The sequence below is a fragment of the Croceibacter sp. genome, assembly GCF_002716225.1.
Lineage (GTDB): Bacteria > Bacteroidota > Bacteroidia > Flavobacteriales > Flavobacteriaceae > Croceibacter > Croceibacter atlanticus.
The window spans coordinates 118799-138471 of sequence record NZ_PAZX01000013.1 but is presented as its reverse complement, the minus strand read 5'-3'; the positions used below and the strand labels follow the sequence as shown (position 1 = coordinate 138471).

The following is a 19673-nucleotide window of genomic DNA, read 5'->3' as shown; positions in this document are numbered from 1 at the left end:
AAACACCTTTATTTAGTGTGTTCTGGTTCGTTACAGTTTTCAAATTGATCTGGAGTCTTACCACAGAATCCACAAGAATCTCCTTCCTTATTTAAAAAAGGACTTTGGCTAGCACAAGTACCAGCAAATTTACCATCTTTTTTAGCCCAAATTTTTATTGCAATTCCTGCAACCGCTAAAGCTAATAATACAAGTGTGAGAAGAATTAATTTCATTTTGCAAATTTACAAAATACAGCCTTGTAACTCAAACAAATTAGGCTTTTTTAGTTGTGAAAGCCTTTACACTATTTAACTAAACTTTAATTTTCGTTTTGTTAGGAGAGTCAAATCTATATCTATATTTGTGCTATAAATTTAAAACATAATAAAATGAAAATCAATAAATTATTACTTCTTGGTGCCTTAGCTACCTTATCTTTTACAGCTTGTAAAAATGATAAAAAAGCTGAAGAGGAAGCTGAGAAAATGGAAATGGAAGCTAAAGCAGAAGCTGAAGAAATGAAGATGGCTGAAGAAGCTAAAATGGCCGAAATGAAAAAGAAAGAGGCAGAAGAAACTAGCATTGCTGCAGTAGCAATGAATTCTGCAGATCACACAACTTTAGTTGCAGCTGTTAAAGCAGCACAATTAGATGTGATGCTTAAAACTGAAGGTCCTTACACAGTATTTGCACCTTCTAACGATGCTTTCGACAGATTACCAAAAGGAACTGTTGATACCTTATTAAAACCAGAAAACAAAGAAAAATTAACTGATGTATTAAGCTACCACGTAGTTCCAGGAGATGTAACATCTGCTAAACTTACAGAGTTAATTAAAGCTAACAATGGTTTTTATATGCTTAAGACTGCTAACGACGGTGAGTTGAGAGCTGAAATTAATAATGCTGGTAACATTACACTTACAGATGGTAGAGGTAAAAAATCTACAATTACTGCTGCAGATTTAGATGCATCTAACGGTACAGTACACGTAGTGAACACAGTAATGATGAGAAGCTAAGTTTTAGCTAACATTCAAAACATTAAAAAGGTCTGCAATTGCAGACCTTTTTTTAGTTATAAATATTTACTTCAGGTTCTAAACGAATGCTGAATTTTTGGTAAACAATATCTTGAACCTTCTTTGCTAAGTTTAAAATATCTTGACCACTTGCATTGCCATAATTTACCAAAACTAAAGCTTGGTTTTTATGCACGCCAGCGTCACCTTCTCTAAATCCTTTTAATCCACTTTGGTCTATTAACCAACCTGCAGGCACCTTTACAAATTCTTCACTAACTGGATAACTTGGTAAATGCTCGTGATTGGCTTTTAGCGTTTTAAATGTGTTAATTGGTATTATTGGATTTTTAAAGAAACTACCACTATTACCTAATACATTAGGATTTGGAAGTTTAGAAGACCTTATGGCTATGACAGCATTAGATACATCTTGTATTGTAGGTTCAGTAATTTTGTTACGCTCAAGCTCTTGCTCTATTATTCCATAATTTGTTGAAAGTAGATGAGGTGCCTTATTAAGTTTAAACCTTACTTTGGTAATTATATAGTCTCCTTTTAGTGACGTTTTAAAAACAGAACTTCTATAACCAAACTCACAATCTTTTTTAGAGAATGTTTTAGTAACTAAAGTCTGTTTGTGTATTGCATCGCAACTCACAAAACTATCTTTTAACTCAACACCGTAAGCACCAATATTTTGAATTGGAGATGTGCCTACATTTCCGGGTATTAATGATAAATTCTCTAAACCGCCTAAATTTTTATCAAGTGTCCATAACACAAACTGATGCCAATTTTCACCAGCAGAAACATCAATAGTCATAGAAGTGTTGTCCTCACTTACTATTGTTTTTCCTAAGAGGTTTAAATGTACAACAGTATCTTCTATATCTTCAGTTAACAGCATATTGCTGCCGCCACCAAGGATAAAAAGTGTTTCAGCATAATTTTTCTTCAACACAGAAATTAGCTCATCTTCTGAGGTTACAGATATAAATGATGTTGCATTTACATCTATACCAAATGTATTATAGGATTTAAGAGAAACATTATGCTGTAAGTCCATACTTAGTTTGGGTACACCTCAAGTGCTTTTTTAAGGATGTTTACAGACTTTAATAAATCGTCTTCATTCAGTACGTATGCAATTCTTACTTGGTTTAAGCCAGTGTTTGGTGTAGAGTAAAATCCAGATGCAGGTGCTACCATTACTGTTTGTCCATCTACATCAAAATCACTCAATAACCATTTTGCAAAATCTTCAGCATCTTTTACAGGTAATTCTGCTATGCAGTAAAATGCACCTTTTGGTTTAGCAACCTTTACACCATTAATATCTTCTAATGCATTTACTAAAAGGTTACGACGGTGTACGTATTCTTCAATTACATCATCAAAATATGATTTAGGTGTTTCAAGAGCAGCTTCTGCAGCAACTTGTGCAAATGTTGGTGGACTTAATCTTGCCTGAGCAAATTTTAATGCTGTAGACATAAGTTCTTTGTTTTTAGAAACCATACACCCAATTCTTGCACCACACATACTGTAACGCTTAGAAACAGAATCTATCATTATAGCATGGTCTTCTAAACCAGGCTCACTCATAATAGAATGGTGCGTATTACCATCATAGGCAAATTCACGATAAACTTCGTCTGCAACAATAAACAAATTATGTTTTTTAACCATTGCAGCTAATTGCTCAATCTCTTCTTTAGTGTATAAGTATCCGGTAGGATTTCCTGGATTACATATAAGAATAGCTTTTGTTTTTGGGGTAATAAGCTTTTCAAATTCTGCAATAGGAGGTAATGCAAAGCCATTATCTATAGATGATTTCACTGGTACTACTGTAACTCCAGAGGCTGTTGCAAAACCATTGTAGTTAGCGTAAAAAGGTTCAGGAATAATAACTTCGTCACCAGCATCTGCTATACTTCCCATAGTAAACAATAAAGCTTCAGAGCCACCAGTGCTAATAATAATATCTTCTGCAGAGACATTTATATTATTAGTCTTGTAATAATCTGCTAATTTGTTTCTATACGTTTCAAATCCTTCAGAAGCACTGTAACTTAAAATTTCAATACTATTATTCTTAATAGCCTCTAAAGCCACATTAGGTGTCTTTATATCTGGTTGCCCAATATTTAAATGAAAAATATGTTTTCCGTTTTTACGAGCAGCATCAGCGTAAGGCATTAACTTTCTAATTGGCGATTGTGGCATCGCTAACCCTTTTTGAGATATAGTAGGCATGGTGTATTTTATTGTTTCTGCAAAGGTATCAATACACAAGCCTAATAGCAATTATCCATGCTTTTTTTGTAAATTACTAGAATGATATTAAAACAACATCTCTTACTTTGCTTGTTTCTCACGTTTGCAACTATTGCAAAGGCTCAGGATGGCTTTGTACTACAAGGCACAAATCAAGATAAAATAGACTTTGAATTTGTTAGAAACCTAACGATTGTACCACTTACTATAAATGGAAAGGAACTGTCTTTTTTGTTAGATACAGGTGTAAAAAACACTATGATATTTAGCTTAAAAGCTAATGATTCTTTAGAGTTGAATTCTGCTGAAAAAATTAAACTTATTGGTTTAGATGGTAAAACTGTGGTTGATGCTGTAAAATCTACAGGAAACACCGTAAAGTTAGGAAAGGCAATAAATACTAATCATAATATTTATGTGGTTTTTGATCAAGAATTAAACTTTTCTACCCAACTTGGGGTGCAAGTTCACGGAATTATAGGATATGAATTTTTTAAAGATTTTGTGGTAGAGTGTAATTATATTTCTAAGGTTATTAAAGTATATGAGCCAAGTGCTTATAATGTTAGGAAAAAATGCAGAGGTTGTACAGCACTTTCTGTAGAGTTTGAAAATAATAAACCCTATATAAATGCAGAGGTGCAAGTTGGCGGAAACGTTGTTACCACCAAATTATTAGTTGATAGTGGCTCTAGTGATGGTTTGTGGTTGTTTCACAACTCTTCTGAAGATCTAAATAAGCCTACCAAAAGTTTTAGAGACTATTTAGGTTTGGGGCTAACAGGAGATATTTTTGGAGACCGTAGTAAAGTAAAACACTTAAAACTAGATAAGTTTAAACTAAAAAATATGACAGCTGCCTATCCAGACACTTTGGCATTATCTGCTCAAGCTATTACAAATGACAGAAATGGAAGTTTAGGATCTGAAGTATTGAGACGCTTTAAAGTTGTGATAGATTATCCGCGTGAACGTATTCTTCTTAAAAAGAATAAAGATTTTTATGATGATTTTACTTATGACATGAGTGGATTGGTTATAGCTCATGATGGCTTTTCAGTATATGAAGATAAAGTTGTCTTGCGTCCTAAAGATGAGTCTGATAATAAAAAGGAAATAAATCTACTTAATAACTCTCAAGCAAGATATAATAATTTTTCTAAGAAAAAAGATTCAAAAATTAACTTAAAGACACACTATGAGCTAAAGCCTAAATTTGTAATTAAAAGTATTAGACCAGATTCACCCGCAGAAAATGCAGATTTAAAAGTAGGTGATATTGTTGAAACCATTAATGGGAAACCAGCTTTTAAGTATACACTTAATGAATTAAATGAAATGTTTTCCTCTCAGGAAAATAAAAAAATAAAATTTACAATATCAAGGTTTAATTTAAAATTTAACCGAACAATGGTTCTTAAGAGTAGATTGTAATTAAAAAAAAAGCCACGATTAAATATCGTGGCTTTCAAGTCTATGTAATTAGGTGGTTATTTTCTAGGTGTTGTTTTTTCTAGAACACTTTTTCCACCATTTTCTTCTGCTAAAATAGTCCCTTTAATTTTTAAAGGTAATGTTGGGTTTTCTGCATCATTAGAGTAAACTGTAATGGTCTTTCTAATAGGACCTACACGCTTAGTGTCATATTTTACTTTAATTACGCCAGTTTTTCCAGGACCAATAGGTTCTTCTGGTTTTTCTGGAATTGTACAGCCACAACTAGAATATACACGATTTATTACTAATGGCGCATCACCAGTATTGGTAAACTCAAAAGAGCGAACACCATCGCTGCCTTTAGCTATTTCACCATAATCTATAACATCGCTTTTAAATTCAATTTTAGCTCCGTTTTGTGCTTGCACAGCATATCCAATAAAGAATAACAATGCAAGAGTCATTATTTTTTTCATAATAGTTCTTTTTAGAAGAAGGGTAAATATAAGGGCTATGTTGTTATTGTGCAAAATCTGATTATTAACAAATTCTAGCCTTTATAATTCTTCAAGTTATAAGTACTTTTGTAGTTATTCCAAAAACAATACCAAACTATGGCATTAGCCTCTAAATACGACTCGAAAGCAACAGAAGATAAATGGTACGACTACTGGATGAAAAACAACTATTTTCATTCTGAAGTAGATGACCGTGAACCTTATACAATAGTAATACCGCCACCAAATGTAACAGGTGTTTTGCATATGGGACACATGTTAAACAACACGATACAGGATGTTTTAATACGCCGCGCGCGTTTAAAAGGCTTTAATGCATGTTGGGTGCCAGGTACAGATCACGCAAGTATTGCTACAGAAGCTAAAGTTGTTAACAAACTTAAAGAAGAAGGCATAAATAAAAATGACCTTACTAGAGAGCAGTTTTTAGAACATGCGTGGGAATGGACGCATAAACACGGCGGCATTATCCTAGAGCAACTAAAAAAACTAGGAGCATCTTGTGATTGGGAACGTACTGCTTTTACTATGGATGAAGATTTATCTAAATCTGTAATAAAAGTATTTGTAGACCTTCATAATAAAGGACACGTATATAGAGGTTACCGTATGGTAAATTGGGATCCTCAAGCAAAAACAACATTGAGTGATGAAGAGGTTATTCATGTTGAAAAAGAAGGAAAGCTATTTTATCTAAATTATAAGATAGAAGGCTCAACAGATGTATTAACAATTGCTACAACACGACCAGAAACTATTTTTGGAGACACTGCAATTTGTATAAATCCTAATGATGAGCGTTTTACACATTTAAAAGGTAAAAAGGCAATTGTTCCTATTGCAAATAGAGTGATTCCTATTATTGAAGATGAATATGTAGATGTAGAGTTTGGTACAGGTTGTCTTAAAGTAACGCCTGCGCATGATGAGAATGACAAAATGTTAGGAGACAAACATAACTTAGATGTTGTTGATATTTTTAATGATGATGCTACTTTAAACAGTAACGGCTTACATTACGAAGGTAAAGATCGTTTTGTTGCACGTCGCGATATTGTAAAAGAATTAGAAGAATTAGAAGTTTTAGTTAAAACTGAAACACATATAAATAAAGTAGGTACTAGTGAGCGTACGGGAGCAGTTATAGAGCCTAAGTTAAGTGACCAATGGTTCTTGAAAATGAAAGAATTGGCACAACCTGCTTTAGATGCTGTCTTGGAAAAAGAGGTGGCATTAGTTCCAGAGAAGTTCATTAACACTTACCGTCATTGGATGGAAAATGTACGCGATTGGAATATTTCCCGTCAACTTTGGTGGGGACACCAAATTCCTGCGTACTATTATGGAGATACAAAGGAAGATTATGTGGTTGCAGAAACAAAGGAAGATGCTTTAAAATTAGCTAAAGAAAAATCTAATAACCAAGATCTAAAATTAGAGGATTTAAGACAAGATCCAGATGCATTAGATACATGGTTCTCTTCTTGGTTATGGCCTATGAGTGTCTTTAATGGTATTTTAGAACCAGACAATAAAGAAATAAACTACTATTATCCTACCAATGATTTAGTGACAGCTCCAGAGATACTTTTCTTTTGGGTGGCACGTATGATTATTGCAGGTTATGAGTATCGTGGAGAAAAGCCATTTAATAACGTTTACCTTACAGGAATTGTTAGAGATAAGCAACGCCGAAAAATGAGTAAATCTTTAGGAAACTCTCCAGACCCATTAATGCTTATAGATAAGTATGGTGCAGATGGAATACGTGTAGGTATGCTTTTATCTTCTCCAGCCGGAAACGACTTAATGTTCGATGAAGATTTATGTAAGCAAGGTAGTGGCTTTGTAAACAAAATCTTTAATGCTTCAAGATTAATATTAGGTTGGGAAGTAGATGAAAATAAAGATCAGCCAGATTATGCTAAAACAGCCATAGATTGGTATGAGGCAAAATTCCAGAAAGCATTGGTAGAGTTAGAAGATCACTATTCTAAATATAGAATGAGCGATGCTTTAATGACTACATACAAACTTATTTGGGATGATTTCTGCTCTTGGTTCTTAGAAATGATAAAACCGCCTTATGGAGAAAAGATTGATGGTACTACGTTTAAAAGTGCAGTTTCTATTTTAGAAAATAACTTAAAGGTATTGCATCCATTTGTTCCATTTATCTCTGAAGAAATTTGGCAAAATATAAGCGACCGATCAACTGATGAGGCTTTAATAATTTCTAAATGGCCAGAACAATATGATGTAAATGCTTCGATAATTGAAGACTTTAATAAAGTAACCGAAGTAATTTCTGGTATACGTACAATTAGAAAAGAAAAGAACATTTCTTTTAAAGATACTATTGAAGTTAAGGTTATTAATACTGAAAAGCTTTCAGATAAGTACAATAGCATAATTGCTAAAATGGGTAATTTATCTTCTATTGAAACAGTAAATGAGTCGGTTGATGGTGCTTTATCATTTAGAGTAAAATCTAATGAATATTTTATTCCTATGGCTGGCGCAATAGATGTTGATGCAGAAATTGAGAAACTAAAAGCAGAGTTAGACTATACAGAAGGATTCTTAAAATCTGTACAGAAAAAACTTTCTAATGAGCGTTTTGTAAATAATGCACCAGAGCAAGTAGTTGCAGTTGAGAAGAAGAAGCAAAGTGAGGCAGAAGCTAAGATTGAAACTATAAAAGCCAGTTTAGCAAGTTTGCAATAAGGGTATAATTAATAACATAAAAAAAGCTTCAAGGTTTACTTGAAGCTTTTTTTTATGCTAGCAATCGTCTAAGGAACCAAAGTAATCCTTAACTAAAACTATGTATTCTTGTTTTGCTTCATCAATAGTCATATTTCTAGTTTGAAAAAGCGCATTAGTTTTAAAAGCACTAATTAAGGGCTTGCTGCCACTTGGTCTTTGAGAATCGTGATTAGCACGCTTGTAATAGGCATAAAGTTTTAATAAGGTATCTGCAGGAAAAGGATCTTTGTGTGCGTTAACACAGTCTACAGCATGTTCAAACTCTTTGTCCAGTTCTTCAGAAGACATTCCTATAATTTTGCGATAGTTGTAAGACCTCCTTTAACTTTTTGGTTAAGAGTTACGTCTAGTTTTGTTCCTATTGGTAAGTAAAGATCTACACGAGAGCCAAACTTTATAAACCCGCTGTCACTACCTTGTACTACCGTCTGCCCTTCTTGAGCATAGTTTACTATACGCTTTGCTAAAGCACCAGCTATTTGTCTATAAAGTACAGCGCCTATAGTATCATTTTCTACAACAACAGTTGTGCGCTCATTATCTTCACTTGCTTTAGGGTGCCAAGCTACTAAGTATTTTCCAGGATGGTATTTACTGTATTTCACAACTCCATTTATAGGATGTCTTGTTACGTGAACATTTATAGGAGACATAAATACAGAAACCTGTAAACGCTTATCTTTAAAATATTCCTTTTCAAAAACCTCTTCAATAACTACCACTTTGCCATCTACAGGAGATACAACTTGCTTGTCGTCTGAGTAAAATGTACGTTTTGGGTTTCTGAAAAATTGAAGGATAAGCACAAAAAATATAATTATAGCAATTAGTATTAATCGTTTAATCCAAACCGAATCAATAAGAAACTCAGATGCCAATGCTATACCAATAGCAAGGAATAGTGTAATAAGGATGATTTTATAACCTTCTTTATGGAACATAGTTAAGTAATTCTAAATAAGTATATATAAAAGGACTTGCAAAAAGAATGCTGTCCAGTCTGTCAAACAAACCACCGTGGCCAGGCATTAAATTTCCGCTATCCTTTACTTCTGCTTGTCGTTTAAATTTAGACTGTATAAGATCTCCAATTGTACCAAAAATACTTATAATTAATGCAATTACAAACCAATGCATAAGACTTAACTCATTAGTAAGTAGTGTAACAACCCAAGCACCTAGTATAGAAAACACAAGACCACCTATAAAACCTTCAACAGATTTTTTAGGAGAAATACGTTCATATAGTTTATGCTTTCCAAAGTTTTTCCCGATAATATAAGCCCAAGAGTCATTAAACCACACGAGTGCAAAGCAACCAAAAATAACATCTGGAGCATAATAGCCTTGTGTGCTAGGTATTAATGTTAAAAAGATGAGAGAGCCTATAAGGTAAAAGAAAACTACAATGTATTTCTTCTGATTAAATAACGGAATCTTATTTATTACCAGTAAGTCTTTTATTAGTACAGAGTTTACAAATAGTGTAGCAATTAAGAAAACGTAGGTAGCATTATCATTAATATCAAAATAGCTGAAAGCTAAAAAACAACCTATTAAAACAATGTATGCTATATAGCTTTTTACAATTAATAGTTTCTGAAGTTCATTAATTACTACTACACCAAAAAGAAAAAATAAGGTTAGGAATGCTTCCTTAGAATGAAACATGGCTCCAACTAAAAGTATTGCGTATAACAATGCCGATAATAGCCGAACCCCAAATTCTTTCATCTGTTAGTAGTTAGTTTAGTTCTTTGAGATACTATAGATTAAGCCAAGTGCAAGATTAGTTCTAGTAAAAGGAGCAAATGGAATAAGTTGTTTAAAGATCTTCAAGAAGCAGCAAATATAGGTTTTTTGTTGTACTTCCATAAGCCATAAAGTCATCACTTTTAGATTCTCCAAAGTGTTTTATGGTAGTTATGTTAGATGGAATTCCTGTTTTGCTTTTAGATTTTATGCGGCGTAAACCTTCACTAATATCTTCAACTAGCTGACTAGTACCCGCTAAGATCACAAAATTTGAAGGTAATTCTGAAAGTTTTTTCTCTTTAATTTGATTACTTGTAACAAGTAAAGCACCATTATTTGCAATAAGATACTCACAACCGCCAAGGTAAAATTTAGAACTTTCATTTGTATTGAACTCTAAATTAAAGCCATCAAACTTCTGCGTGAAATGATTACTAAGGCAGCAAACTTCACTTTCATACCAATCATTTTCTAAGAGTATGTTATCAAAAGCATCTAATACTTCATCTTGATTTTCGCAATAAATAAATTTACCGCCATTCTCTATGAAGTATTTCATGAAGCGTTCATCTACAGGTAGCTTAGACTGAGGCATATATTTGCCTTCAGGCTTAGGTTGTTCGCCTTTGTCTTGAGATTTTCCTTTTTTGAATACATCAAAAATGCCCATTAAACTTGAAAATTTACGTGGTAATTAAACACCTTAAAATCAAAGGTAGTTAATATGAATCTATTCTTCAAGTATGGATTAAAGAGCTTTGTCTTCACCAGATTCATCCTCAGCTTGTGTAGGCGTAGGAACCTCTTGGCTTACAAGATCTTCTTCTGCGTCATTATCTTTTTCATAAGAAACGGTACCTTTTAATTGTACTGCTTCACTTTTTTCGAAAGGACGTTTTCCAAAGATTTTTTCAAGATCATCTTTAAAGATTACTTCCTTTTCAAGAAGTATTTCAGCAAGCTCTGTAAGCTTATCTTTATGTTGACTTAAAAGATCTATTGCACGCTCATATTGTTTTTCAACAATTTCAGAGATTTCTTTATCTATTAGCTCAGAAGTCTTTTCACTGTATGGCTTACTAAAGTTGTATTCATTTTGTCCTGAAGAATCATAATAGGTAATGTTACCTACTTTTTCACTCAGACCATAAATGGTAACCATAGCACGTGCTTGCTTAGTAACCTTTTCAAGATCACTTAAAGCACCAGTAGAAATCTTATTGAAGATTACTTTCTCTGCAGCACGACCACCCATTGTAGCACACATTTCGTCTAGCATTTGGTCTGGCCTTACAATTAAGCGCTCTTCTGGTAAATACCAAGCGGCACCTAAAGATTGTCCTCTAGGAACAATAGTAACCTTTACTAAAGGCGCAGCGTGCTCTAACATCCAACTTACAGTTGCGTGTCCAGCCTCGTGAAAAGCAATTGCTTTCTTTTCGTCTTTAGTTATAATTTTATTTTTCTTCTCTAAACCACCAACAATTCTATCTACAGCATCTAGGAAATCTTGTTTTCCGACAGCTTTATTTCCTTTACGAGCAGCAATTAAGGCAGCTTCATTACAAACATTAGCAATATCTGCTCCAGAGAAACCTGGTGTTTGCTTAGCAAGAAAATCTACATCTAGTTCTTCTGCTACTTTTTTAAGCGGGCGTAAGTGTACTTCAAAGATTTCTTTACGCTCTCTTACATCTGGTAAGTCTACATAAATTTGACGGTCAAATCGACCTGCACGCATTAATGCCTTATCTAAAACATCTGCACGGTTTGTAGCAGCTAAAACAATAACGTTTGTATTGGTGCCAAAACCATCCATCTCAGTTAATAACTGGTTTAGTGTATTTTCACGTTCATCATTTGAACCTGACATATTGTTTTTTCCACGAGCACGACCAATAGCATCTATCTCATCAATAAAGATAATAGCTGGAGATTTGTCTTTGGCTTGTTTAAATAAATCTCTAACACGAGATGCACCAACACCAACAAACATTTCTACAAAGTCTGATCCACTTAAGGAGAAGAACGGAACTTTAGCTTCACCTGCAACAGCTTTTGCTAATAATGTTTTACCTGTTCCTGGTTGTCCTACCAATAAGGCTCCTTTAGGTATTTTACCACCAAGGTTAGTATACTTATCTGGATTCTTAAGAAAATCTACAATTTCTTGTACTTCTTCTTTAGCACCTTCTAACCCAGCAACGTCTTTAAAAGAAACTTTTACATCTGTATTTTGGTCAAATAGTTTTGCTTTAGATTTTCCTATATTAAAGATTTGGCCGCCTGGACCACCGCCACCACCAGCACCACTCATACGGCGCATAATGAAAATCCAAATACCGATAATTAAAACAAAAGGTAATAATGTGAGTAGGATGTCTCCCCAAACATTGCTTTCTGTTTTATAAGTTACCACAGTAGAAATACTGTTGTTTTTCTTAGCATCGGAAATCATGTTCTCAAAATTCTGCAGGTCACCAAACTCAAAAGTGTAGTCTGGAGTACCAGCAGCTGGTAAGAATTTAGAATCTTCTGTCTTTTTATGAGTGTCTTTAGCTTTAGCTTCATCTGTTAAAAACACTTGAGCCATTTTGCGGTTAACAATAACCACACGCTTTACATCTCCATTTTCAAGATAGGTTTCAAACTCTGCAGGATTTGTTTTAGATGGTTCGTTAAAACCACCACCAGCAAAGAATTGTATGCCTAGAAATATTAATATGATACCTGCGTAAATCCAGTAAGGACTAAACTTAGGTTTTTTAGGTTCCTGCGAGTTTTTTCCAGCAGGTTTTGCTTTATTAGGTTGCTCTTTAGCCATGTTGTAGGATCAAAAAATTAATAGGCAGTTTCAATAGATGTAACTTTGGCATCTCCCCAAAGTCCTTCTATATCGTAGTATTCTCTTATATGTTTTTGGAATACGTGAACAACAACGTTCACATAGTCTATAAGAACCCATTCACCGTTTTCACTGCCTTCTACGTGCCAAGGCTTATCTTTAATTGCCTTGCTTACGGTTTTTTGGATAGAGCCAACTAATGCGTTGACCTGTGTGTTGGATGTACCATTGCAAATGACAAAATAATCGCAAACGGTGTTTTCTATCTCTCTTAGGTCCAAAATATCTATATCTTGCCCCTTTACATTTTCAATACCTTCAACAATATATGAAATCAGTTCGTCTGTCTTTATTTCTTTTTTCGCCATTAAATTATTTTCTTTCGACAAAGTTATTCTTTTTATGCTTATTTTTCAGTAGTTAGCCGTACAATAAACGTGCCTTTAATCTTAATTTAACAATGCGCATCATACGTGTCAGTCAAACAGCTTCAACAAACTCTTTTTTAAAGGAGCTTCATAGAGAACAATCATTTAAAGAATCTGTTTGTGTAATTGCAGAACAACAAACTGCTGGAAGAGGACAAAAAGGAAATGTCTGGCTTACAGAACCCTTTCAAAATCTAACATTTAGTGTGTTATTGCCAGATATTTTAATTCCGCTTGAAAATCAATATCAGTTAAATATGCAATTGTCATTAGGCTTATTAAAAAGCTTACAGGTATTAAATGTCCCGAAGCTTTCTTTAAAATGGCCCAACGACATTATGTCAGACTCCAAAAAAATAGGAGGTATTTTAATTGAAAACTCAATAACAGGAACACATTTAAAACATAGTGTGATTGGAGTAGGTTTAAATGTAAATCAAACTAGTTTTGAAGGCCTGCCTAAAGCAAGTTCATTAAAACTATGTAGCAACACAGCATTTAATTTAGATGAAGTCTTACAGACAATTCTCCATGAGTTAGATAAATTGACTGAGTATTTAAACACCTTACCATTTAAAGTAACAAAAAGAAATTATGAAGAAGCTTTATTTAGGAAAGGTGTAATTTCTGTGTTTGAAGATTTAGAGGGCTTTAAATTTAATGGTGTAATTAAAGGCGTTACAGATAGTGGTCTTTTAAAAGTAGAGACAGATGATGCTCTTAAACTCTTTGATCTTAAAGAGGTGAAGCTTTTATTTTAAAATAAAACGCCAACCCTTTAATAATGAGGTTGGCGTTATTTAAGTTATGTATTTATTTTGAAACTATAGTTTTCCCATATTTTCGCTAAGTGTAGCTATAAATTTCTTAATAGGTCCTTTTATCATCATACCCATCATAGCATTAAACTCACCGTTAAATTGTAACTGTACGTCGCTGCCTTCTTGAGCCTCTTCAATATCTGCAGTTAATGTAAATGGAAGTTTGTCACTTTTAGCACCAAGTACAACTTGGTTGTGAGGTGTTGTTTCCTTAATTACAAGCATAATTTCTGGCATTCCTTTTAATTGAAAGAGGAAGCTTTCATCGTCTATCTTCTTGAAGTTTTCAAGAGATTCTGGCATAATGCTTTTATAATTGTCTACGTTGCTCAAAAAATTAAATAGTTCTTCTTGAGATTTTTGAGTATGTGTTTTTGGTGATTCTAAAGTCATAATTGTAGGTCTTAGTGTAGGTTAAATGCTATTAAAGTGCGGTAATTTATTTTGACACTGTTGGTGCCCAGTTAGATGGATCTTTTCTCCAATTTTGAAGTGTTTCTGCCTGATCTTGGTAAATGTAATTTGTTTGGCTTGCTTGCTCAATTAAATGTTCATAATCACTAAGTGTATGTAGCTCTACATTGGCAGATTTAAAGTTTTCTTTTGAAACATCGAAACCGTAAGAAAAAATGGCAAGCATTCCTTTTACATTTGCGTTTGCCTCATGCAATGCATCTACAGCTTTAAGACTACTCATACCTGTGCTAATAAGGTCTTCTATAACCACCACTGTTTGTCCTTCTTCTAGCTGGCCTTCAATTTTGTTTTGGCGACCGTGTTTTTTAGCTTCTGGACGAATATATATAAATGGCAGGTTTAAATAATCTGCCACAAGCATACCAATACCAATAGCACCAGTAGCTACACCAGCAATAACATCTGGCTTGCCATAAAGCTCTTCTACTTGTCGAGCCATATGCTCACGAATAAAATTTCGAATTGTTGGGAATGACAATACAATGCGGTTATCGCAGTAAATAGGGGATTTCCATCCGCTAGCCCAAGTAAACGGTTCTTGTGGTTTCAATTTTATTGCGTTTATTTGCAACAATAACTCAGCCGTTTTCTTGGCGGTTTCTTTATCTAAAATCATACTGCAAATGTATAAAGTTTTTGTGAATGATGTGCCAATAATGCTTTCTACTGAAAAGCAAATAGGCAAGGAGTATACCAATATTCCCATAAAGATTGCTAGGCTTAAGAAAATTATTAAAAAAATAAAGAAAGGAAAACTTACCTACGTTAACCTTTACCATAAAAAAGAGGAGAAACTCTTTAAGCATTTAAAGCGAAAACTACCTGTAGTTGTTGCTGGAGGTGGACTGGTTTATAATGACAATCAAGAAATTTTATTTATTTATCGAAATGATAAGTGGGATCTTCCTAAAGGTAAGATCGAGAAAAACGAAACAATCGAAGAGTGCGCTATTAGGGAAGTTTGGGAAGAAACTGGCGTAGAAGACCTAAAGATTACCAAACTTATTACTAAGACGTATCACGTTTTTAAACGTAATGGCAAGTTAAAGCTTAAAGAGACTTGGTGGTATGAGATGCACACCTCTTATACTGGCGAACTTACACCACAGCCCAGTGAAGGTATAGAAAAGGTAAAGTGGAAAAACTTTGCAAAGTCTCAGAAAGCATTGCAAGGCTCATATGAAAACATAAAGCTATTGTTCCCTAAAGAGTATCTTACAATGCATCCTAATGACCGTGTTGGTATTTAAGCTTCTGTAGAGTCTGACTTGCTACCGAAAATCTTTTTCTTAAAGATTCCGAACGCGCCAACTACACCAATGGCTATAACTTTCCAGAATTTTAGTATTAATGCAAAAAAGCCAGCTTTAGCTAAAATTTTACCAGCAATTAATCCACCAATACCGTAAGCGGCAACAGTATCTATGTCTGGATTAAAATCTGAATATCTGTTTCCTTCATTAAACTCTACACTACTTAGTATAGGATCTAAATCATTTTGAACCATAGGTAAAACATTCATCTCTCCAATAACATTCATAGTTAGAAACCCTTTTCTGCCTAAAACTCTAATGTTATAGTTTAATGTGTTAGTTTCATAATTTTCAAAATGAAGTTCTTTAGCCCAATGTAATTTTTTGGTAGTATTGTCATAATATGGTGGTTGTGCCCAACCAATAAGTTCAATACCATCATAGCCTAATTTTTTACGTTCTTCATTCATAGCTTCAGACTCTTCTTGCATGGTTTCTAAAAGCTCATCATAATCTATATCTTCTGCATCTTCATCTTCAATAAAGCCATCTTCTGTATAGGTAATTTCTACGGCGTATGTAAAGTTGTCTGAAAGTGGATCTATATCTTCTGGGAAAAGTAAGCCTAAAGTTTCTTCAGGCATATTTCCCCACAGGTCTTCTAAAACGTATTTAGATTGCTCTGCATTTAAAAATTTATAACCACTAGGTACTTGTAATGTGGCTAGGTCTTCATTTAATGAAATTGATCCGTATTCATAGTTAAATGATGCGTGAATACTGTCTACAAGAATTTCGTATTCTTCATCTGATAGTTCATCAGACTCAACTTCTGTGTCGTCTAAAATTGTAGTTTCGGTAAGTGTTTCCACATCATCCTGTGCAATGGCAACGTAGGAAAATGCAATTAATGCAATAGAGAGTAAAAAATGTTTCATGTTGATATATGGTAAGTTAGGTTATAAATATATATCAAATTGAAACCCTTAATTTTCTACAAGATTATTTTTTGTGAAAATTTAAAGGATTGTTGTAGTATTTATTCTAATCTGTAAACAGGATACTGTAAATGAGCACTTTCGTAATTTGGGGATTGTTTGTGTAACCAATCTAACTGCAAATACCAATTACCTCTAAATGATTTATCTGATGCTTTTTTGGCTTCAAATTCTTCTTTAAGTTTTGGGTTATCTTTTAATAGTTTTTCAGCTACCTCTTCAAAAACATAAGGTGAAAACCCTTCTTTTTGTTGAAGTATACTATCAAAGAAATTCCAATTAAAAAACGAATCGATAGCAGATGGTTCTAAGGTTTCTAATACATACCTAATTCCTGGCTGGTCGGTATCAATTTTATAATCACCTTTCCTAAATGTAATTTGGTTTTCAGTACCAGTTACTTTTGTATTTGAATGTAGGTAATGACCTTCATAAGCACTATTACGTGTTTTATAATCATCTATTCGGTAAGCTGTTACTGTTAGCGTTGTATCTTTATCGAATCTTTCTAGCTTAATTTTATTTAAACGTAGTAGCGAGATGACCTCTTGCCAACCTTGTGGTATAATATAAGATTTAGGAACAGATACAGTACGTGTTGGTGTAATGTTATTGTAATAAGATACTTCTTTTGTAAACGGTTTGTCGCGATCATACTTTAAACGTTGTAATCCTGTAACCTTACTTTTAATACGTTCTGCCTCATACCCTTTAAAATTTAATGAAGATTTAGACGTGCTGTCTGTTTTATACTCTAGAGGATATTCGGTTAAACCTCTATAATAGTCTTCATTTTCTTGTCTTAATTTTTTAATTGTTTCACCATCTTCTTCAAGCATATCGATTATGGTTCGCATAAACTCATAAGTACCTTCCACACGTTGCTTATAAGGTTTAAGCATATGCGTTTCAACCATCATTCCCAATGAATTGAATAAAGTAGTGTACCCTGTAGAATATCTTGGATGATCCATAAATTGAGAAAACCCAGTTTCAGGAACTTGATTAAATACATTTACGTAAGGAGTAATAGGCCAATTCTTCTTTTCTAATTGATCTTCTAATTTTGGCATAAAACTGTTGTGTAAATAATTACCCAAACTGCCGCCTAATTTATTATGCTGTGTAAATAAATGTGTTAAAGTATATTGGTAGTCTGCGCCGTTGCTCACATGATTGTCAATAAATACATCTGGCTGTAAAGTGTGGTAAATTTTCGCAAATGCCTTTGCATTTTTTGTGTCAGACTTTATAAAATCTCTGTTTAAGTCATAGTTTCTTGCGTTACCTCTAAACCCGTATTCTTTAGGACCGTTTTGGTTGGTTCTTGTTGTACTGTTTCTATTTAACGCACCACCAATATTATAAACTGGTATTACTGCGACTATAGTATTTTCTGGAGCTTTAATTCTGTTTTCGGCAAAGTCCCTTAATAACATCATAGAGGCATCTATACCGTCACTTTCTCCTGGATGAATACCATTATTAATTAAGATTATATTTTGTTTTTCACCATCATTAAACTCAGACTCAAATGTGCGATTGGCATTGTAGGTAACAATATGTAGAGGTTCACCAGAATCTGTGTCATCCATTTCATAAATGGCAATAGCTTGATGAGATTCTGCTAAATTTTGATAATACGTAATAACCTCTTCATAAGTAGCGGTTTCAGTTCCGTTAGAATTTTCAAATCGTGTTTCAAAATCAAATTCTGTAGATAGTTTGTATTTTGAAAAGTCGCAACTGCTCAAACTAAAGATGCACAACATTAGAAGTGAAAAGCGTAAGATCATAATTGTAATTTTAAACGCTAAAGATATTGATTATATAAAAAAGTGACGATAGCAGACGCATTTCATTTCAAAAACGTAGTTTAGTCTTATTAATTCTATTCTTAACTTATGAAGAAGGCGCTTTCTATCTTGATGCTTTTATTTATAAATGCCATTTTTAGTTATAAATATCTTTCTAGGGAGTTTGATAATGCTTGGATTGTAACGGCTATTTTAGTTGTAATACAACTCTTTGGTTTTCTTTATTTGAGTAAAATTAATATACCTAAGAAATTGTTTAATAGTGCTGTTATAATATCAGGTTTAGGTATAATAGCTTTAGTTGTAATAGCTTATCTAAAAATTCCACTAGATACTTTAAATGTAGACAGATGGAGTGTTATAGATTCATTTTGGTCTTTTTATTTTGATGGTAAGTACCCTTATTTGGCAAGTTCTCATATGGGAAATCCGCCAGGATCTATGCCAATGTACTTTATACTATCCTTGCCTTTTTGGTGGTTGGGCGAGTTAAGTATTTTTAGTAGTCTTGGCTATTTATCTATACTTTATCTATTAGTATATAGGTATAACGATTTAAAAACACGTAAAGGTATATTGTTATATGTAATGACCTCTGTTTTTATGGTTTGGGAACTTACAGTAAGAAGTAATATAATTACAAACACAGTGCTAATTATGATTGCTTTATATTGGTTACAGCACTCAGATATTAAGAACTTAAAGAAGAGTTGGCCTCTTGCAGTAGTATTAGGACTATTATTAGCAACGAGAGGGAATTTTGCAGTTGTTTACATATTATTCTTCATGTTTCCATTAGTGAAAAAGCAAGTAACATTTTTACAGTTATTTAAATTTACAGTACTTTCTGCAACTGCATTTGCTTCTGTTTTTTTAATTATAATAGCAATATATGGTACAGTGTTTTTTGAGGCAAACCCATTTATATTTCACTCTACATTGTTTGTGCCTACATCATATATTATAGCATTTTTTGTAATTGCATTTGTACTTTCACTCTTCTCAAAAACCCAAGACGACTTGTATTTTTATAGTGGTTTAACATTGTTTAGCATTATTTTACTTTATGCTATTAACCTAGTAAATATTTACGGTTTTACAGAAGCTTATACAGAGCGCAGTTGGATAGATATTTCTTACTTTTTATTTTCTGTGCCATTCTTATTATTCTATTTACTTAAAATCCAGCCAATAGCTTCAAAATAAAATCTTTTAACTAAAAAATTAGTTTAAACTAAATATTTAGTTATATTTGAATATTCAGTAAC

The 19673-nt window shown here is 33.3% G+C and carries 20 protein-coding genes; 6 read left to right on the top strand and 14 right to left on the bottom strand.

The genetic code is table 11. The features are described 5' to 3' along the window. Window positions 1-8: 8 nt before the first annotated feature. Window positions 9-215 (bottom strand): hypothetical protein, encoded by a 207-nt coding sequence (locus CL818_RS10430; RefSeq protein ID WP_013187320.1) that lies wholly within the window; start codon window positions 213-215, stop codon window positions 9-11. Window positions 216-371: 156 nt separating this feature from the next. Here CL818_RS10430 and CL818_RS10425 point away from each other — a divergent pair, with 156 nt between their 5' ends. Continuing rightward, window positions 372-1004 carry a fasciclin domain-containing protein gene (locus CL818_RS10425; protein WP_013187321.1) on the top strand — a complete coding sequence of 211 codons (633 nt, stop codon included), beginning with the start codon at window positions 372-374 and terminating at the stop codon, window positions 1002-1004. Window positions 1005-1056: 52 nt separating this feature from the next. On the opposite strand, the gene murB is transcribed toward CL818_RS10425, so the two are convergent. Together murB and CL818_RS10415 are read right to left on the bottom strand one after the other, a co-directional pair. Then, the gene (murB, locus tag CL818_RS10420; RefSeq protein ID WP_013187322.1) at window positions 1057-2073 is read right to left on the bottom strand and encodes a UDP-N-acetylmuramate dehydrogenase; all 1017 of its coding nucleotides are present in this window, start codon (window positions 2071-2073) and stop codon (window positions 1057-1059) included. Window positions 2074-2075: 2 nt separating this feature from the next. Continuing rightward, complete coding sequence (locus CL818_RS10415; protein WP_272973669.1) at window positions 2076-3266, bottom strand: pyridoxal phosphate-dependent aminotransferase; 1191 nt, start codon at window positions 3264-3266, stop codon at window positions 2076-2078. Between the two features lie 81 nt (window positions 3267-3347). On the opposite strand from CL818_RS10415, the gene CL818_RS10410 reads away from it, so the two are divergent. Beyond that, on the top strand, window positions 3348-4721 hold the full coding sequence (locus tag CL818_RS10410; protein ID WP_272973670.1) for a pepsin/retropepsin-like aspartic protease family protein: 1374 nt from the start codon (window positions 3348-3350) through the stop codon (window positions 4719-4721). Window positions 4722-4777: 56 nt separating this feature from the next. Here the strand turns inward: CL818_RS10410 and CL818_RS10405 are convergent, their stop codons facing one another. Continuing rightward, a complete protein-coding gene (locus tag CL818_RS10405) occupies window positions 4778-5200 on the bottom strand; it encodes a DUF1573 domain-containing protein (protein WP_219359630.1) in 423 nt (140 codons plus the stop codon). A 138-nt stretch (window positions 5201-5338) separates the two neighbouring features. On the opposite strand from CL818_RS10405, the gene CL818_RS10400 reads away from it, so the two are divergent. Beyond that, the gene (locus tag CL818_RS10400; RefSeq protein ID WP_219359629.1) at window positions 5339-7969 is read left to right on the top strand and encodes a valine--tRNA ligase; all 2631 of its coding nucleotides are present in this window, start codon (window positions 5339-5341) and stop codon (window positions 7967-7969) included. A gap of 57 nt (window positions 7970-8026) precedes the next feature. Here CL818_RS10400 and CL818_RS10395 read toward each other — a convergent pair whose 3' ends face one another. The 6 genes from CL818_RS10395 to rsfS form a co-directional block, all read right to left on the bottom strand. Beyond that, on the bottom strand, window positions 8027-8299 hold the full coding sequence (locus tag CL818_RS10395) for an acyl-CoA-binding protein (RefSeq protein ID WP_219359628.1): 273 nt from the start codon (window positions 8297-8299) through the stop codon (window positions 8027-8029). Between the two features lie 2 nt (window positions 8300-8301). Further along, complete coding sequence (locus tag CL818_RS10390; RefSeq protein WP_013187328.1) at window positions 8302-8952, bottom strand: phosphatidylserine decarboxylase family protein; 651 nt, start codon at window positions 8950-8952, stop codon at window positions 8302-8304. Then, window positions 8942-9745, bottom strand: coding sequence for a phosphatidate cytidylyltransferase (locus CL818_RS10385; RefSeq protein WP_219359627.1), 804 nt, complete (start codon window positions 9743-9745; stop codon window positions 8942-8944). Before CL818_RS10385 ends, CL818_RS10390 begins: the two co-directional genes overlap by 11 nt. Before the next feature lie 91 nt (window positions 9746-9836). Next, a complete protein-coding gene (locus CL818_RS10380) occupies window positions 9837-10436 on the bottom strand; it encodes an LUD domain-containing protein (protein WP_219359626.1) in 600 nt (199 codons plus the stop codon). Between the two features lie 78 nt (window positions 10437-10514). Next, window positions 10515-12590, bottom strand: a complete 2076-nt coding sequence (ftsH, locus tag CL818_RS10375) for an ATP-dependent zinc metalloprotease FtsH (protein ID WP_013187331.1) — start codon at window positions 12588-12590, stop codon at window positions 10515-10517. 17 nt (window positions 12591-12607) lie between these two features. Then, a complete protein-coding gene (gene rsfS, locus CL818_RS10370) occupies window positions 12608-12979 on the bottom strand; it encodes a ribosome silencing factor (RefSeq protein ID WP_013187332.1) in 372 nt (123 codons plus the stop codon). 92 nt (window positions 12980-13071) lie between these two features. Here rsfS and CL818_RS10365 point away from each other — a divergent pair, with 92 nt between their 5' ends. Further along, window positions 13072-13800 carry a biotin--[acetyl-CoA-carboxylase] ligase gene (locus tag CL818_RS10365; protein WP_013187333.1) on the top strand — a complete coding sequence of 243 codons (729 nt, stop codon included), beginning with the start codon at window positions 13072-13074 and terminating at the stop codon, window positions 13798-13800. Window positions 13801-13863: 63 nt separating this feature from the next. Here CL818_RS10365 and CL818_RS10360 read toward each other — a convergent pair whose 3' ends face one another. Then, window positions 13864-14253, bottom strand: a complete 390-nt coding sequence (locus CL818_RS10360) for an SRPBCC family protein (RefSeq protein WP_013187334.1) — start codon at window positions 14251-14253, stop codon at window positions 13864-13866. A 46-nt stretch (window positions 14254-14299) separates the two neighbouring features. Next, window positions 14300-14953 carry an orotate phosphoribosyltransferase gene (gene pyrE, locus CL818_RS10355; RefSeq protein ID WP_013187335.1) on the bottom strand — a complete coding sequence of 218 codons (654 nt, stop codon included), beginning with the start codon at window positions 14951-14953 and terminating at the stop codon, window positions 14300-14302. 7 nt (window positions 14954-14960) lie between these two features. Between pyrE and CL818_RS10350 the strand changes: the two genes are divergently transcribed. Beyond that, window positions 14961-15587 carry an NUDIX hydrolase gene (locus CL818_RS10350; RefSeq protein WP_272973672.1) on the top strand — a complete coding sequence of 209 codons (627 nt, stop codon included), beginning with the start codon at window positions 14961-14963 and terminating at the stop codon, window positions 15585-15587. On the opposite strand, the gene CL818_RS10345 is transcribed toward CL818_RS10350, so the two are convergent. Both CL818_RS10345 and CL818_RS10340 read right to left on the bottom strand, forming a co-directional pair. Beyond that, on the bottom strand, window positions 15584-16528 hold the full coding sequence (locus CL818_RS10345) for a DUF2167 domain-containing protein (protein ID WP_272973673.1): 945 nt from the start codon (window positions 16526-16528) through the stop codon (window positions 15584-15586). The two genes, CL818_RS10350 and CL818_RS10345, sit on opposite strands and share 4 nt — an antisense overlap. A gap of 101 nt (window positions 16529-16629) precedes the next feature. Continuing rightward, a complete protein-coding gene (locus CL818_RS10340) occupies window positions 16630-18384 on the bottom strand; it encodes a M14 family metallopeptidase (RefSeq protein WP_286972945.1) in 1755 nt (584 codons plus the stop codon). A gap of 108 nt (window positions 18385-18492) precedes the next feature. Between CL818_RS10340 and CL818_RS10335 the strand changes: the two genes are divergently transcribed. After that, complete coding sequence (locus CL818_RS10335; protein ID WP_272973675.1) at window positions 18493-19611, top strand: hypothetical protein; 1119 nt, start codon at window positions 18493-18495, stop codon at window positions 19609-19611. The last annotated feature ends 62 nt before the right edge of the window (window positions 19612-19673 follow it).

Excerpts from the sequence above, each read along its gene's own strand:
- CL818_RS10380 (WP_219359626.1), bottom strand. The coding sequence starts at position 10,436 with ATGGGCATTTTTGATGTATTCAAAAAAGGAAAATCTCAAGACAAAGGC.
- pyrE (WP_013187335.1), bottom strand. The coding sequence starts at position 14,953 with ATGATTTTAGATAAAGAAACCGCCAAGAAAACGGCTGAGTTATTGTTG.
- CL818_RS10340 (WP_286972945.1), bottom strand. The coding sequence starts at position 18,384 with ATGATCTTACGCTTTTCACTTCTAATGTTGTGCATCTTTAGTTTGAGC.
- CL818_RS10405 (WP_219359630.1), bottom strand. The coding sequence starts at position 5,200 with ATGAAAAAAATAATGACTCTTGCATTGTTATTCTTTATTGGATATGCT.
- CL818_RS10400 (WP_219359629.1), top strand. The coding sequence starts at position 5,339 with ATGGCATTAGCCTCTAAATACGACTCGAAAGCAACAGAAGATAAATGG.
- ftsH (WP_013187331.1), bottom strand. The coding sequence starts at position 12,590 with ATGGCTAAAGAGCAACCTAATAAAGCAAAACCTGCTGGAAAAAACTCG.
- CL818_RS10415 (WP_272973669.1), bottom strand. The coding sequence starts at position 3,266 with ATGCCTACTATATCTCAAAAAGGGTTAGCGATGCCACAATCGCCAATT.
- CL818_RS10395 (WP_219359628.1), bottom strand. The coding sequence starts at position 8,299 with ATGTCTTCTGAAGAACTGGACAAAGAGTTTGAACATGCTGTAGACTGT.
- CL818_RS10360 (WP_013187334.1), bottom strand. The coding sequence starts at position 14,253 with ATGACTTTAGAATCACCAAAAACACATACTCAAAAATCTCAAGAAGAA.
- CL818_RS10365 (WP_013187333.1), top strand. The coding sequence starts at position 13,072 with ATGCGCATCATACGTGTCAGTCAAACAGCTTCAACAAACTCTTTTTTA.
- CL818_RS10425 (WP_013187321.1), top strand. The coding sequence starts at position 372 with ATGAAAATCAATAAATTATTACTTCTTGGTGCCTTAGCTACCTTATCT.
- murB (WP_013187322.1), bottom strand. The coding sequence starts at position 2,073 with ATGGACTTACAGCATAATGTTTCTCTTAAATCCTATAATACATTTGGT.
- CL818_RS10335 (WP_272973675.1), top strand. The coding sequence starts at position 18,493 with ATGAAGAAGGCGCTTTCTATCTTGATGCTTTTATTTATAAATGCCATT.
- CL818_RS10385 (WP_219359627.1), bottom strand. The coding sequence starts at position 9,745 with ATGAAAGAATTTGGGGTTCGGCTATTATCGGCATTGTTATACGCAATA.
- CL818_RS10390 (WP_013187328.1), bottom strand. The coding sequence starts at position 8,952 with ATGTTCCATAAAGAAGGTTATAAAATCATCCTTATTACACTATTCCTT.
- CL818_RS10430 (WP_013187320.1), bottom strand. The coding sequence starts at position 215 with ATGAAATTAATTCTTCTCACACTTGTATTATTAGCTTTAGCGGTTGCA.
- CL818_RS10410 (WP_272973670.1), top strand. The coding sequence starts at position 3,348 with ATGATATTAAAACAACATCTCTTACTTTGCTTGTTTCTCACGTTTGCA.
- CL818_RS10345 (WP_272973673.1), bottom strand. The coding sequence starts at position 16,528 with ATGAAACATTTTTTACTCTCTATTGCATTAATTGCATTTTCCTACGTT.
- CL818_RS10350 (WP_272973672.1), top strand. The coding sequence starts at position 14,961 with ATGTATAAAGTTTTTGTGAATGATGTGCCAATAATGCTTTCTACTGAA.
- rsfS (WP_013187332.1), bottom strand. The coding sequence starts at position 12,979 with ATGGCGAAAAAAGAAATAAAGACAGACGAACTGATTTCATATATTGTT.